The 12,611-nt window shown below is 57.9% G+C and carries 14 protein-coding genes and 1 pseudogene; 12 read left to right on the forward strand and 3 right to left on the reverse strand.

Going from position 1 to position 12,611, the window contains the following annotated elements; genetic code table 11:
* Nucleotides 1-506: 506 nt before the first annotated feature.
* Nucleotides 507-734, reverse strand: a complete 228-nt coding sequence (locus BLL42_RS25110) for a hypothetical protein (protein ID WP_071555170.1) — start codon at nt 732-734, stop codon at nt 507-509.
* A 366-nt stretch (nt 735-1,100) separates the two neighbouring features.
* Between BLL42_RS25110 and moaC the strand changes: the two genes are divergently transcribed.
* The 12 genes and pseudogenes from moaC to BLL42_RS25180 all read left to right on the forward strand — a co-directional run bounded on the left by moaC (nt 1,101) and on the right by BLL42_RS25180 (nt 11,440).
* Entirely contained in the window at nt 1,101-1,586 is a 486-nt protein-coding gene (gene moaC, locus BLL42_RS25115; RefSeq protein ID WP_071555851.1) for a cyclic pyranopterin monophosphate synthase MoaC, read from the forward strand.
* A complete protein-coding gene (locus BLL42_RS25120; protein WP_071555172.1) occupies nt 1,583-1,828 on the forward strand; it encodes a MoaD/ThiS family protein in 246 nt (81 codons plus the stop codon). The genes moaC and BLL42_RS25120 overlap by 4 nt, the downstream gene beginning before the upstream one ends.
* A gap of 4 nt (nt 1,829-1,832) precedes the next feature.
* Nucleotides 1,833-2,279, forward strand: coding sequence for a molybdopterin synthase catalytic subunit MoaE (moaE, locus tag BLL42_RS25125; protein WP_071555174.1), 447 nt, complete (start codon nt 1,833-1,835; stop codon nt 2,277-2,279).
* Between the two features lie 54 nt (nt 2,280-2,333).
* The gene (locus BLL42_RS25130; RefSeq protein WP_071555175.1) at nt 2,334-2,777 is read left to right on the forward strand and encodes a CopD family copper resistance protein; all 444 of its coding nucleotides are present in this window, start codon (nt 2,334-2,336) and stop codon (nt 2,775-2,777) included.
* 117 nt (nt 2,778-2,894) lie between these two features.
* A pseudogene (locus tag BLL42_RS25145) lies at nt 2,895-4,240 on the forward strand (oxygen-independent coproporphyrinogen III oxidase).
* A gap of 22 nt (nt 4,241-4,262) precedes the next feature.
* A complete protein-coding gene (gene hemN, locus BLL42_RS25150) occupies nt 4,263-5,651 on the forward strand; it encodes an oxygen-independent coproporphyrinogen III oxidase (RefSeq protein ID WP_071555181.1) in 1,389 nt (462 codons plus the stop codon).
* A 249-nt stretch (nt 5,652-5,900) separates the two neighbouring features.
* Nucleotides 5,901-6,692, forward strand: a complete 792-nt coding sequence (locus tag BLL42_RS25155) for a CbbQ/NirQ/NorQ/GpvN family protein (protein ID WP_071555183.1) — start codon at nt 5,901-5,903, stop codon at nt 6,690-6,692.
* The gene (locus BLL42_RS25160; protein ID WP_071555185.1) at nt 6,676-7,263 is read left to right on the forward strand and encodes a cytochrome c oxidase subunit 3; all 588 of its coding nucleotides are present in this window, start codon (nt 6,676-6,678) and stop codon (nt 7,261-7,263) included. The genes BLL42_RS25155 and BLL42_RS25160 overlap by 17 nt, the downstream gene beginning before the upstream one ends.
* A gap of 13 nt (nt 7,264-7,276) precedes the next feature.
* Entirely contained in the window at nt 7,277-7,528 is a 252-nt protein-coding gene (locus BLL42_RS25165; protein ID WP_071555187.1) for a cytochrome C oxidase subunit IV family protein, read from the forward strand.
* 120 nt (nt 7,529-7,648) lie between these two features.
* On the forward strand, nt 7,649-8,089 hold the full coding sequence (locus tag BLL42_RS25170; protein WP_071555189.1) for a c-type cytochrome: 441 nt from the start codon (nt 7,649-7,651) through the stop codon (nt 8,087-8,089).
* A gap of 3 nt (nt 8,090-8,092) precedes the next feature.
* The gene (locus BLL42_RS25175; protein ID WP_071555191.1) at nt 8,093-9,520 is read left to right on the forward strand and encodes a cbb3-type cytochrome c oxidase subunit I; all 1,428 of its coding nucleotides are present in this window, start codon (nt 8,093-8,095) and stop codon (nt 9,518-9,520) included.
* A gap of 78 nt (nt 9,521-9,598) precedes the next feature.
* Nucleotides 9,599-11,440, forward strand: a complete 1,842-nt coding sequence (locus BLL42_RS25180; protein WP_071555193.1) for a nitric oxide reductase activation protein NorD — start codon at nt 9,599-9,601, stop codon at nt 11,438-11,440.
* A gap of 23 nt (nt 11,441-11,463) precedes the next feature.
* Here BLL42_RS25180 and BLL42_RS25185 read toward each other — a convergent pair whose 3' ends face one another.
* Together BLL42_RS25185 and BLL42_RS25190 are read right to left on the reverse strand one after the other, a co-directional pair.
* Nucleotides 11,464-11,655 carry a protein DnrP gene (locus BLL42_RS25185; protein ID WP_081427364.1) on the reverse strand — a complete coding sequence of 64 codons (192 nt, stop codon included), beginning with the start codon at nt 11,653-11,655 and terminating at the stop codon, nt 11,464-11,466.
* 5 nt (nt 11,656-11,660) lie between these two features.
* Nucleotides 11,661-12,344: a Crp/Fnr family transcriptional regulator gene (locus BLL42_RS25190; protein ID WP_071555197.1), complete on the reverse strand. Its 684-nt coding sequence runs from the start codon at nt 12,342-12,344 to the stop codon at nt 11,661-11,663.
* Nucleotides 12,345-12,611 lie beyond the last annotated feature (267 nt).

Here is a 12,611-nt window from a genome sequence, read left to right on the forward strand (position 1 = left end):
TGCCTCGGCGACAGGGTGAGTGCTGTCGATGCAGCGCCAAAGGCGTTGGCCTGTCCCTGGAAAACTCTCCTTTTCGTCGAGGTAGCGTGACGGTTGGAAAAGGTCTATTAATTGGCAACCTGCACCGTGAAGGTCGGCGAGAAGTCAGCGCCTGGAAGACGTTCGGCGCTGCTCGGCGGTACGGTATTGAGTTGGCGGCCAGATTGCCTGGTCGTGGAAACAGACAGATGCTTGGGAGTGGCTCATGTGGTGCTTGATCTGCTCGGAAGACGCGCGATGTATTGAGTCCGGAATGGATGGCGTTGAACTGATTTGCCCTGAGTGCGGGCATTTCGGCGTATCTGGCATCGTCATGAGGGAAAGTAACGAGCGAAAATTTGATGTCGAGCGAACCAAGGTCTGGCTTCATCGCGAGCGCGAGATTAACCCTGATCGGTGTCCCGTCATCAATAGCTCGAACGTTATCTGGGCGTCAGCGCCCTAACGGTTGAGATCCCAAAGGTTATTCAGTGGAGTCCGCTGGTTGGGTGTAATCCCAGTCCTTGGGCGTGTACGAGGTGATTGTCCTGCGCTCCGACGATCAGGTGCAGCGCAATGTGCTGTTGCGCATCGATGGACGGGATTTCGAAGTTACCCACGATTTGAAGGTGTCGCTCACTCAGTCCGGTCGACTTTTCTTCGTTTACCTTAGCCATTCTCGCGTGGTTCGCTGCGATTTCATTGAGAGTTGACACGTGACATCTCCGGTGACTGACCAAGCGTATCGCTGAAGTCCTTAAGCATTAATTTTGATTGCCGCCGCGTCAGAATTACGTCGTTCTGGGGCCGCTACGGGCGTACTTAGCAATCCTTAAGCCAGGCATGGTCGCTTACCCTGCGCCACGTTTTCATAGGCGACGAATGGTGTCGCGAAGTTATCCATGAACAACGTAAAACACATCCGCCATGAGCTGCCGGCGGGGTTTGCGAGTTTCTTGATTGATGTCAACGGCATCAGTTGGCCTGCTCTGTATTCTCCGGAGAAACCGACAGCTTCAATGGCGAGGCTGGTTTGTCGAACGTGTCCAGCCCCTGGTGCGAAAATACAAGGCCTATTGCTCATGAGTGAAGTTACGCTGACTCACCTCGACTCTCTGGGGCGTGCGCGCATGGTCGATGTCACGGATAAAAGCGTGACGTCCCGAGAGGCGGTGGCTGAGGCATGGGTACATATGCTTGCCGAGACAAGGCAACTGATTGTCAGTGGTGCTCACCCTAAAGGTGACGTGTTTGCGGTAGCGCGCATTGCTGGCATTCAGGCGGCCAAGCGCACGAGCGAGTTGATTCCGCTATGTCATCCACTGCTCTTGAGCAGCGTCAACGTCGAGTTGAGTCTTGAAGGTGACCATCGCGTACGCATTGTTTCGCGGTGCAAGTTGGCCGGGCAGACCGGTGTCGAGATGGAAGCGCTGACTGCTGTCAGTGTGGCGGCCTTGACGCTTTATGACATGTGCAAGGCTGTGGACCGGGGCATGAGTATCGAATCTGTGCGGTTGTTGGAGAAACGGGGCGGCAAGAGCGGTTGGTATCAGGCGCAGGAACTATGAAGCTGAATGTTTTGTATTTCTCGCGGTATCGCGAAACGCTGGGATGTGGCGAGGAAACGATTGAAGGTGACTTCACCTCTGTCGATCAATTGCGCCAGCACTTGGCCAATCGTTCCGGAGCCTGGCGGATACTGGCCGAACAGAACCTCATGTGCGCCCGCAATCAGGACATGTGTGGCCTTGATGAGCCGTTGAGCGACGGTGATGAAGTGGGGTTTTTCCCTGTCGTGACGGGGGGATAAATCGGTGATTCGAGTCCAGACAGGCAACTTTGACCCCGGCGTCGAAATCAACACCCTGCATGCGTCGAACCTGAGTATTGGCGCCGTGGTGAGTTTTGTCGGGTATGTGCGTGACTTCAATGCCGGACAAGAAGTCGCCGGGATGTTTCTTGAGCATTACCCCGGCATGACCGAAAAGGTACTTGGCAAGATCGCTGACGAAGCTCGGCAGCGCTGGCCGTTACTTGGACTGGTGCTCATCCATCGAATCGGAGCGCTGCAACCGGGGGAGCCGATCGTCTTTATCGGCATCGGCAGTAGTCATCGCCAGGCGGCCTTCGAGGCCTGTGCGTTCGTGATGGACTACCTGAAGACCCGTGCGCCATTCTGGAAGAAAGAGCGGGTGGCCGAGGGCTCCCATTGGGTCGAGGCTCGCAACAGTGATCGCGAGGCGGCGCAACGATGGGATTGACGTTTCTCTCTGCATGAGTGAGCCGCGCCCCGCTGAACTGAAGGCGAGAACTCCATGATCTATCTGCTGTTTCTGACATTGCATCTGTTTGCCGCGCTGATTTTTATCGGCACGGTGTTCTTCGAAGTCCTGTTCCTGGAAAGCATCCGCAAACAATTGCCCGTCAAGGTGATGCTGCTGGTCGAGCAGGGCATTGGTCGACGCGCTCGCACGCTGATTCCGTGGGTTCTGCTGGTGTTGTTCGGTGCGGGGCTGGGCATGGTCTGGCTGCGTTATTTGCCAGCCCTTGCATCACCACTGGCCTCATCGTTCGGCACATTGTTGATGGTGAAAATCATTGTCGCCATTAGCGTCCTGCTGCATTTTCTGGCCGCCATGTTTTTGTTCAAAAGCGACCGAATGAGCGCTCGATTCCTGCATTTCATCCATGGCAGTCTGTTCTGCCATATGGTCGTCATCGTACTGCTGGCCAAGGGTATGTTTTATCTGACGTGGTGACCGGCCATGACCGAAGGTGTGTCTTGCAAGCACCAGGCTCGTGCTTGATGCAAATCAAGGAGCATTGATCGCCAATCCCGGACACTGTTGATCCGCAGCCAGTCTCGGAGACCCGTCATGCTCGATTTGTTTCACAACCCCGGCGAGCTGAGCGTTCGGCACGATCAAGGTGTGCTCGACCCCAACGGCCATGTCGACACCCAAAAGTTTCATGACGCCATTGGCTCTCTGGATTTGCTTCGTGCATTGCGCGCCAGTCGGCAGAAGCGACGTCCGCTGTCCCTGAGCGTGCAGTTACCTTCTAACGTCAAACCTTCATTTTGTTCCCCTCGCGATAGTTCATGCGAGCACAGCGGTATCGAACAGTATCTTCAGCGTCTGGAACATGAGATCGACCTGGTCGGTTGCCACCTGGGTGCCGAGCAACGGGTCGAGCAGTTTCATCTGGGGGCGGAACACCCGCCACCGCCCATCTAAAGCGGTTGATGAATCATCTGCGTGATCGGTTCAATTTTCTTGAACATGAGTGCGGCGACTACAGTGTTGAGGTGGATCTTCACCATACCGATTGGTCGACCATGGGCGTACTGCGCGACCAGGGATTCAACCGCGTGAGCATCGGTGTTCCGGACATCGGTGCGGACAGTGAGATGTCAGTGGCCTGCTACCAGAACCCGGCACCGATCCATTCGCTTATCGATGCCGCTCGAACCTTTGGCTATCGATCCATCAATGTTGATCTGGGGTTTGGCCGTGCCTGGCAGACGCCAGAGAGTTTCTCGCTGAAACTGGCGACGATCATCGAACTGGAGCCGGACAGGCTGCTGGTGTTTGACTATGCCCGGCCACCACAACGCTATCGGCCGGTGACTGGGGACGAAATCAGAGAGCTGTGCTGCCAGGATGATAAAGGCGCGATGCGCCAGATCTGCTTTGATCAGTTGATTTCAGCGGGTTATCACTACATCGGCCTGGGGCAGTTTGTCCGGCCCGATGATGATCTGGCGATTGCTCAAGAGCGAGGCCGGTTACGCCGCCACTGTCAGGGGTTTACCCGTCATGGGTATTGCGATCATGTCGGGTTCGGTCTGGGTGGTATCAGTCAGATCGACGATTTGTATACGCAGAACACCGACGCACTTGAACGTTATCAGCAGCAACTCGACATGGATCAACTGCCGACGTGTCGTGGCTGGCGCTGTGAGTCGGGGGGGCAGGTCAGGCAAATGGTCATGGAGCGACTGGCGTGCGATCTGGAGCTGGATATCCACGCCATCGAGACGCGCTATGGATTGATTTTTCGCCAGTACTTCTCATCCATCTGGCCTGTGCTGGAGCAATTGAGTCGCGATGGGTTGATTGAGCTGTCGGACCGTTTCATCAGCATTCTTTCTGCCGGTCGGCCGGAAGTGGATACCATATGCAACCTGTTTGAAAAGGATTTGGGCGGTGCGAGGCATTAACCCAACTACGAGTTGATTGATCATGAAGCCTTCATTCGATTTCAATCGCGCCCTGGTCGAAAAGTATGACCGCCCCGGGCCGCGTTATACCTCTTACCCGACCGCGCCGCAGTTTCATCAGGCGTTCGCCGTCGATGACTATCAACGTGCCGCCTCCGACAGCAACCTGGCGGCTGTGCCAAAGCCACTGTCGGTGTATATCCACATTCCATTCTGCAAGAGCCTTTGTTACTACTGCGCCTGCAACAAAATCATTACCCGCAAAACCCATCGCGCCGTCGAGTACCTGACGTACCTCAAGCGTGAAATCGTCATGCAGGCCGCCTTGTTCGACAGCACACGCAAACTCACGCAACTGCACCTGGGCGGTGGCACGCCGACCTATTTGACCAGCGAGCAACTGGCTGACCTGATGGACTGCCTGCACCAGGCGTTTGACATGGATGACAGCGATGACCATGAATTTTCCATCGAGGTCGACCCTCGTACCATCACCGCCGAGCAGATCCAGTCGCTGCGTCAGCTGGGGTTCAATCGTCTGAGCTTTGGCGTACAGGACTTCGATCCCGACGTGCAGGCCGCGGTCAATCGCCAGCAAAGTGAAGAGCAAATTCATGCGTTGGTCGCTGCGGCGCGCCAGGCGCAGTTCAAGTCGGTCAGCGTCGATCTTATCTATGGCCTGCCACTGCAAACCGTGAAAAGTTTCGATGTCACCCTCGGCAAGATCATCGCGCTGCGTCCGGACCGGATTGCGGCGTACAGTTACGCTCATTTGCCGGAGCTGGTGCGCGCGCAACGGCTGATTCGTCCGGCAGACATGCGGCCACCGGAGCGCAAACTGGAGTTGCTTGAACTGACCATCCGCCGTCTGACCGACGCCGGTTATGTTTATATCGGCATGGATCACTTTGCCTTACCGGACGATGAACTGGCGCTGGCCCGGGCCAATGGCACGTTGCAGCGCAATTTCCAGGGCTACTCAACCCATGCCGACTGCGATTTGATCGGCCTTGGGGTGTCTTCGATCGGCAAGGTCGGCGACAGTTACAGCCAGAGCGTCAAGGAACTCTCGCAGTACTACGCCCGTCTGGATCAAGGCTTGTTGCCAGTGCATCGGGGTTACCGTTTGAGCGCGGACGATTTGCTGCGTCGCGAGGTGATCAGCGACCTGATGTGTCACGGTCGGATCGACTTCGGCAAGTTTGAAGTGCGCCATGACATCTGCTTTACCGAGTATTTTGCCGATGCACTGGCGCAACTGGACGAGCATGTTCGCGACGGATTGCTGCAGATTCACCAAGACGCGTTGGTGTTGTTGCCCCACGGGCATTTGATGATGCGCAGTGCGGCGATGGCATTTGATGCCTATCTGGGCGGTGATCAAAAAGGCCGGTTTTCACGCACTGTTTGACGCAATGGATCGAGGCTTTGGCGGGACGTTTTTCTATTGCTGATCAGCATTCCATTTCTCCTCAGGCAAGACCTTTGCGATGTGCTGGAACGGCAGCGCAGAACGCAGGTTCTTAGTGCGCTGCAAGGCTATGCCCGAGCAGGCCAATGCTCGCTTGACGGCGATCAAGTTTGCCGGCCATGTCACTTGCCAGGTTGTCGCAGGCGCCCGTAGCGTGTTCCTTGAATCCGCTTTTGGAACAGGAAGCCCATGGACCGTATCCCGTCTTGCGAACCCTTCTACCAACCGCTGAACAATGAGCAGGTGCTGTTCGAACAAGCCTGGCGACACGGCATGCCGGTCTTGATCAAGGGGCCAACGGGATGCGGCAAAACCCGTTTCGTCCAGCACATGGCCCATCGGCTGAAACTGCCGCTGTACACCGTGGCTTGCCACGATGATCTGAGTGCTGCCGACCTGATTGGCCGCCATCTGATTGGTGCCCAGGGGACCTGGTGGCAGGATGGACCGTTGACCCGCGCGGTGCGAGAAGGGGGCATCTGCTACCTCGACGAAGTGGTCGAGGCGCGCCAAGACACCGTGGTGGTGCTGCATCCGCTGGCGGATGATCGTCGGGAGTTGTTCCTGGAACGCACCGGCGAAGTGTTGCAGGCACCGCGCTCATTCATGCTGGTGGTGTCTTACAACCCCGGTTATCAGAACCTGCTCAAAGGCATGAAACCCAGTACCCGACAACGTTTCGTGGCGATGCGTTTCGGCTATCCGCCCGTGGCCGATGAAGAGCGCATTGTCGCCCGGGAGGCTCAGGTGGACAGCGCGCTGGCGGCGCAAGTCGTCAGGCTGGGGCAGGCCCTGCGCCGGCTCGATCAACATGATCTGGAGGAAGTCGCCTCGACGCGGCTGCTGATTTTCACGGCGCGAATGATCCGCTCCGGCATGAGCCCGCGTGAGGCGTGCATGGCTTGTCTGGCCGAGCCGTTAAGCGATGATCCGTTGACCGTTGCGGCGCTGATGGACGTGGTAGATGTCCACTTCGGCTGAAGCCAGGGGTGTTTCCCGTGGCCACCTGCCAGGCGATCTGGCGATGTGGTTTTTCATTCTGGCCGAGCTGTCGGTGTTCGCCATCCTGATTCTGGCGTTCGCCGTGACCCAGGCACTCAAACCGCAAATGTTCGGCGAAAGCCGTCAGTTGCTCAACACCTCTACCGGCCTGGCGATGACCCTGAGTCTGCTCACCGCAGGGCTGTTCGCTGCACTGGCTCAAGAGCAAATCAGGTACTCACGACCCCGCCACGGCGCCATCTTCCTGTTGGCAGCGTTGCTGGCCGCCAGTGTCTACGTGGTGCTGAAGCTCACTGAATACCGACATTTGCTGGGTGCCGGGTTGGGGATGGAGCACAACACGTTTTTCACCCTCTACTGGATTCTCACCGGTTTTCATTTTCTCCACGTATTGCTCGGCATGTTCATTCTCGGCTGGCTGGCCGAGCGCTGTCGCCGTGGCCTGCACAATGCGAGCAACCGCAGTGGGTTTGAATCGGGTGTGCTGTATTGGCACATGGTCGATCTGATCTGGGTCGTGCTTTTTCCACTGGTCTACGTTTTGAATTGACGGAGGGCATTTTGTGTCAGCTTCCAGTTTTCTGTTGGCCTGCTGGACAGCGCTGGCCACGTTAAGTGTCTGCACGGTGGTGCTGGCACAGGTGGGCGCGACGTGGCGGCTGTCCATTGCCATCTTGCTGGTGGCGGTCGGCAAGGCCTGGCTGATCGCCGACGGCTTCATGGAGATGCGTCGGGCGCCGCGACTGTGGCGCCGGTTGATACTGAGCTGGGCGCTGGTGTTGGCGGCAGTGGTGGGCTTGACCCTGATCCTGTGACCACGGCTGTCGGACCGGACGAATACCTGACCAAAACCATCGGAGTTTCTTGATTGCCATCAAGCAGGTTTCCACCCTGCGCTTCCTAGAATGGACGGGCCAAGCAAAGAGGAAGCGACCATGTCAGAGACCTTCACAAAAGGCATGGCCAGGAATATCTACTTCGGGGGAAGTGTCTTCTTCTTCCTGATATTCCTGGCCTTGACCTATCACACGGAACAGACCTTTCCCGCCCGCACCAATGAAGCGCAGCTAAGCGAGTCAGTGGTGCGCGGCAAGTTGGTCTGGGAGCAAAACAACTGCGTCGGCTGCCACACGTTACTGGGCGAGGGCGCCTACTTTGCGCCTGAGTTGGGCAACGTGTTCCAGCGTCGCGGCGGGGAGGAGGGCTTCAAGCCTTTCCTGCATGCCTGGATGAAAATGCAGCCGTTGGGCGTACCGGGCCGGCGAGCGATGCCTCAGTTCAACTTGAGTGGCCAGGAGGTGGATGACATCGCCGAGTTCCTCAAATGGAGCTCGAAAATCAACACCAATGGCTGGCCGCCAAACAAGGAGGGCTAAGAGATGAGTATCGCTAATCCGCATCTGAAATTTGCCTCGCAAGCCGTGGCCAAACCTTACTTCGTGTTTGCCCTGATCCTGTTTCTCGGTCAGGTGCTGTTCGGTTTGATCATGGGCCTGCAATACGTGGTGGGGGACTTTCTGTTCCCGACCATTCCCTTCAACGTGTCGCGGATGGTGCACACCAACCTGCTGATCGTATGGCTACTGTTCGGCTTCATGGGCGCTGCTTACTACCTGATTCCGGAAGAGGCCGACCGTGAACTGCACAGTCCGAAGCTGGCAATCATCCTGTTCTGGGTGTTCGCCGCCGCGGGTGTGTTGACGATCCTGGGCTATCTGCTGGTGCCTTATGCCGGGCTGGCCAAGCTGACCCACAACGAGCTGCTGCCGACCATGGGTCGCGTCTATCTGGAACAGCCGACCATCGCCAAGATGGGCATTGTGGTGGTGTGCCTGGGCTTTCTCTACAACATCGGCATGACCCTGCTCAAAGGTCGCAAGACCACGGTAAGCATGGTCATGATGACCGGGCTGATCGGGCTCGCAGTGTTCTTCCTGTTCTCCTTCTACAACCCCGGAAATCTGGCCCGCGACAAGTTCTACTGGTGGTGGGTGGTGCATCTTTGGGTGGAAGGCGTCTGGGAGCTGATCATGGGCTCGATGCTGGCTTTCGTGCTGATCAAGATCACCGGGGTAGACCGGGAAGTGGTCGAGAAATGGCTCTATGTGATCATCGCCATGGCGCTGATTACCGGGATCATCGGTACGGGCCACCACTACTTCTGGATCGGTGCGCCTGAGGTCTGGATATGGGTAGGTTCAATTTTCTCCGCACTGGAACCGCTGCCCTTTCTGGCCATGGTGATATTCGCCTTCAGCATGGTGAAGAACCGTCGTCGGCAACATCCGAACCGCGTCGCGACGCTGTGGGCCAAGGGCACCACGGTGACCGCCTTCTTCGGCGCAGGCGTCTGGGGATTTCTGCATACCCTGGCACCGGTCAACTTCTACACCCATGGCACGCAGTTGACGAACGCTCACGCGCACCTGTCCTTCTACGGTGCTTACGCGATGATCGTGATGACCTTGATCAGCTATGCCATGCCACGCTTGCGCGGGCTGGGTGAAGCAGCGGACGAGCGCTCGCAGACCATCGAGATCTGGGGCTTCTGGTTGATGACCCTGTCGATGGTGATGATCACGCTGTTGCTCACCGCTGCCGGTGTCGTACAGATCTATCTGCAACGCTGGCACGCCGACGGGATTGCCTTGCCGTTCATGGCCACGGTCGAACATCTGCAGGTGCTGTTCTGGGCCCGTCTGGCCAGTGGCGTCGGTTTCCTCGCAGGGCTGCTCTGTTACTTGTTCAGCTTCAAGCAGCGGGGACGCGCCGCTTTGCGTGCCCCGGCGGCGGTGGTTCCTTCATGAGCCGGGATAACGGCTAGAAAAGGTCGGCCCGGCTGATACAGCGGGCCGTTTTTTGGCTTTCCAAGAAGGGTAAACAGCATGGCCTTTACCGTCGAACTGGAAGAGTGGGTCGGCAGTGTCTGGCATCGCTTCATCACCCGGCGCGCCAGCCCGGATTTCCCCGAAGCGCGCGTCGAACTGGCCAACCAGCAACGCCTGCTGGCGCTGTTGTTTCGCGCCATGGGCGGCGCCAATGGCATCAGTGTGGAAGCGGCCAGTGACCGCGACCTGTTGCTGCGGCGCAACGTACTGCAACAGATCGCCGGCACCTGCAAACAAGTGCCATTGGCGTGGTGTGACGAGAATAGCCTTCGGCTGCCGGCGAGCCTCGCGGTTTTCCCTGAAGTCGCACTCAATGAGGAGCTCTATCGTTGGCTTGCGTTGCTGGCAGCGCAGGCCGGTCAGATGCGGCACTGGGGTCGTGACAACCAACGCTGGACGCAACGGCTGTTGCGGCGCTATCCAGCGCTGCGTACCCGCTATAAACGCCTGGTCGATGCCCATCTGCAATTGCGCCCGGATCCGGCCTCGTTGAACCGCAGCGAAGCGGCACTGGAAAGGGCGTTATGCCAGGCGCTGCGCGAGCCGGGCAGTGTCGAACATTTTCCCCGTAGCGAACGGGCGGCCTGGCCGCTGCCGCTGTGGTTGTACCCGCCGCAACATCTTGCCAGCCCGCAGGCTGCGGATCTGGGCGAGGACTCGGAAGAGTCTCTGGCTACGCCTCCCGGCGAGCAGAAAGGCGGGCGCAAGCGCGCCACACGGATTGATGAAAGCACCCGAGCGGGCGGGCTATTGGTGGTGCGTCTGGAGAACCTGTTCAGTTGGACCGAACACGTGGATCTGGATCGTTGGTCGGATGACAGCGAAGACCCGGACGCCGCCAGGGTCGCCGACGATCTGGACGAGTTGACCCTGTCGCGTACCCGGCTGCGCAAGGGCGGCGGCTTGAAGCTGCACCTGGATTTGCCACCCGCCGATGTCGACGATATTCCCCTGGGCGAGGGCATCAAGTTGCCTGAGTGGGACTATCGCAAACAGCAGATGCAGGACGCCTTCGTCAATCTGCAAATGATGGTGCCCCGTGACTGTGAGGCGCAGCCGCTGCCGCCACGGCTGAAGGCCTCGGCACAGCGTCTGCGGCGTCAGTTTGAGCACCTGCGCAATGATCGCCAATGGTTACGCCAGCAAACTCAAGGGTCAGAACTGGACATGCAGGCCTGGCTGGATTTTCACGTTGAACGCGAGCATGGCCAGTGCGCTGAACGCGGTCTGTTCATGGAGCAACGCCAGACTCGCCGCGACCTGGCGTGCCTGTTGCTGGCTGATGTGTCGATGTCCACCGATGCCCACCTGAACGATGAGCATCGCATCATTGATGTCATCCGCGACAGCCTGCTGCTGTTCGGCGAAACCCTGTCGGGGCTGGGTGATGATTTCGCCCTGTACGGATTTTCCTCGCTGCGTCGTCAGCAAGTGCGCCTGCAGGAACTCAAGTCTTTCACCCAGCGTTATGACGATCACAGTCGAGGTCGTATTCAAGGGCTCAAGCCTGGGTACTACACGCGCATGGGCGCGGCGATTCGCCAGGCCACGCAACTATTGGGCACGAGCAGGCGGCGCAGCAAACTGTTGCTGCTGCTGACGGATGGCAAACCGAATGATCTGGATCTGTATGAGGGCCGCTACGGTGTTGAAGACACCCGCGAGGCAGTGCTGGAGGCTCGGCGTCAGGGGCTGACGCCGTTCTGTATCACGATTGATCGCGAGGCCGGGGATTACCTGCCGTACATGTTCGGCGCCAATGGCTACACCTTGATCCGCCAGCCTGAACAACTACCCCTGCGCTTGCCGCAGCTGTATCGCCAACTGACCCAGCCTTGAGCCCGGGTTTGAATCAAGCAGCATCAACTGATGCTGCGCGGCAGCCAGAAAAACATCGCGACGCAAAAGATCGTCAGGCCGATGCAGAACCACCTGAACCGGCGCAGTCGACGTTCCTGGACGCGTTCGGCCATCACCGGCAGCGGCATGCCGCATTGGCGGCATTCGGATTGCTGTGGCGGATTCGTGTGTTGGCAATACAGGCAGACGGGCATGGCACTCACTCGAACTGTTCCAGGCGCAGACGATCAAGAATGGCGATTTGGCGGCCGTCCTGGGTGATGATTTTTTCATCGATCAGGCGCCGGATGATCCGCGAAAAGGTTTCCGGCTGGATCGACAGATGCCCGGCGATCAGTTGCTTGGCCATCGGCAGTTCGAATTGGCTTTCTACGGTTTGCAAGCGCACCAGCTGCGTCAGCAGATAACGCACGACCCGGTGGGTGGCGTTTTTCAGGGACAGGGTTTCGATTTCGTTGACCCGTTGATGCAAACGAACACAGAGCTTGCCGAGCAGCGCAAAGGTCAGCCGGCTATTGCTCTGAAGCAGCTGCATGTAGGTGCTGTTGGATAACCGGTAGAGCTGAGTAGGGCAGACCGCCTCTGCCGAGGCCACATAGTTCGGGGTGTCCATCAACATCATCGCCTCGGCGAAGGTTTGCCGATCGCCGATGACTTCAAACACTTTCTCCTGCCCATCAGGTGTCAAACGGTAGATTTTCACCGCCCCTGCGATCACGAAATAAAACGAGTCGGCCGGTTCGCCCTGACGAAACAGCGGTTCGCCTTTGTCGATGCTCAGCAGGTGGCTGGTACTCATCAATTCATCCAGCTGTTCTTCGTTCAGCGGCTCGAACAAATGATGACTGCGCAGAATCTGGTGGTGGACGCGATGAAGCACCATGGAAGTTCATCCTGAAGGTTGAGGAAGGGGAGGTTATCCCGTCAGACGAGGCCCAGAGAGAGACTGCTGGCCAGGGCCAGGATTGAGCTCAACACCACAAACCAGGCCAGTGGCTGGATGAGTTTTTTCATGACGACTCCGGGTAATCGAGAGGGGGCGAAGGTTTCTATAAGGTTGCCCATGCTGAGCAAGACGCGGGCCATGCCCCCAAGCCGTTGTTTGCTTGGGCTCATCAAAATATGAGGTAAAAAAGACCATGTTTTTTAG

This window comes from Pseudomonas frederiksbergensis (assembly GCF_001874645.1).
Taxonomy (GTDB): domain Bacteria; phylum Pseudomonadota; class Gammaproteobacteria; order Pseudomonadales; family Pseudomonadaceae; genus Aquipseudomonas; species Aquipseudomonas frederiksbergensis_B.

Bases quoted from the DNA above. Each gene is read 5' to 3' on its own strand.
- moaC (WP_071555851.1), top strand. From the start codon at position 1,101: ATGAGTGAAGTTACGCTGACTCACCTCGACTCTCTGGGGCGTGCGCGC.
- BLL42_RS25120 (WP_071555172.1), top strand. From the start codon at position 1,583: ATGAAGCTGAATGTTTTGTATTTCTCGCGGTATCGCGAAACGCTGGGA.
- BLL42_RS25130 (WP_071555175.1), top strand. From the start codon at position 2,334: ATGATCTATCTGCTGTTTCTGACATTGCATCTGTTTGCCGCGCTGATT.
- hemN (WP_071555181.1), top strand. From the start codon at position 4,263: ATGAAGCCTTCATTCGATTTCAATCGCGCCCTGGTCGAAAAGTATGAC.
- BLL42_RS25155 (WP_071555183.1), top strand. From the start codon at position 5,901: ATGGACCGTATCCCGTCTTGCGAACCCTTCTACCAACCGCTGAACAAT.
- BLL42_RS25160 (WP_071555185.1), top strand. From the start codon at position 6,676: ATGTCCACTTCGGCTGAAGCCAGGGGTGTTTCCCGTGGCCACCTGCCA.
- BLL42_RS25170 (WP_071555189.1), top strand. From the start codon at position 7,649: ATGTCAGAGACCTTCACAAAAGGCATGGCCAGGAATATCTACTTCGGG.
- BLL42_RS25175 (WP_071555191.1), top strand. From the start codon at position 8,093: ATGAGTATCGCTAATCCGCATCTGAAATTTGCCTCGCAAGCCGTGGCC.
- BLL42_RS25180 (WP_071555193.1), top strand. From the start codon at position 9,599: ATGGCCTTTACCGTCGAACTGGAAGAGTGGGTCGGCAGTGTCTGGCAT.
- BLL42_RS25185 (WP_081427364.1), bottom strand. From the start codon at position 11,655: ATGCCCGTCTGCCTGTATTGCCAACACACGAATCCGCCACAGCAATCC.
- BLL42_RS25190 (WP_071555197.1), bottom strand. From the start codon at position 12,344: ATGGTGCTTCATCGCGTCCACCACCAGATTCTGCGCAGTCATCATTTG.